At 49.9% G+C, this 890-nt stretch carries 1 pseudogene; it reads left to right on the forward strand.

Annotated elements, in window-relative coordinates:
- Nucleotides 1-77: 77 nt before the first annotated feature.
- Nucleotides 78-614 (forward strand): annotated as a pseudogene (locus AXFE_RS18075) (helix-turn-helix domain-containing protein); the annotation flags it as partial.
- Between the last annotated feature and the right edge of the window lie 276 nt (nt 615-890).

The following is an 890-nucleotide window of genomic DNA, read 5'->3' on the forward strand; positions in this document are numbered from 1 at the left end:
AGGGCGACTTTTCGGGAAATCTGCGAAAGATGGGCTAGAGTCAGTCAGCGTACTATTTGCAGTTATGTGACGATACCGGCGAGAAGGTTCCGACTGGTTGGACGGTCACAGGGGCTTCGTTTGAGGTCGAGTGGCCAAAAGACCCGCAGTCAGCCTCTCTTGTCTGGTCTCACTTTGGTGCTAGACGCTTCGCCTACAACTGGGCACTAGCCAAAGTCAAGTCGGATATGGATGCCAAGAGAACAGACGTAAGCTACCCATCCACACCGTGGACTCTTGAGGCACTTCCTAAACGGTGGAACCAGGAGAAGAACGAGGTCGCGCCCTGGTGGGGAGATAACTCCAAAGAGGCGTATGCCTCTGGTATAGCTGACCTAGTTCGCGCGCTATCTAACTGGTCTAGCTCTAAACACGGCAGACGAAAGGGTAGAAAGGTCGGCTTCCCGAAGTTCAAGTCCAAGAGAAAAGACCGCAACAGAGTACGTTTTACGACTGGCACTATGGGTTTTGAGGACGATCATCGAACAATCGTGCTGCCGATGATAGGTGCGCTACGCTCTATGGAGAACACGCGCAGAATACAGCGTCACCTAGCTAAGAACAATGCTCGTGTTGCCAGCAACCTATTTTTGACCCACTAGCAGCAAGATATTTTTGACCCACCCCACCCATTCATGGTAGTGCGTTTGAGCAGATTGAGATATCGCTGGTTGTAGATTTTTGAATTCTCTTGGGTCAAAGTCCAATGCGATAACCGACATTTGCCACTGGGTTAAATCTTGACTGGTTGAATTGGATTGCTTGGAAAACTTATCCATTTAGGCGTTAGGACTTAGGCAAGGCACTGGTTGTCGTATATCCCGGTAACCGTCAGTGTATTTGCTGGAAGT

It is taken from the genome of Acidithrix ferrooxidans, from assembly GCF_000949295.1.
GTDB classification, from domain to species: Bacteria; Actinomycetota; Acidimicrobiia; order Acidimicrobiales; family Acidimicrobiaceae; genus Acidithrix; species Acidithrix ferrooxidans.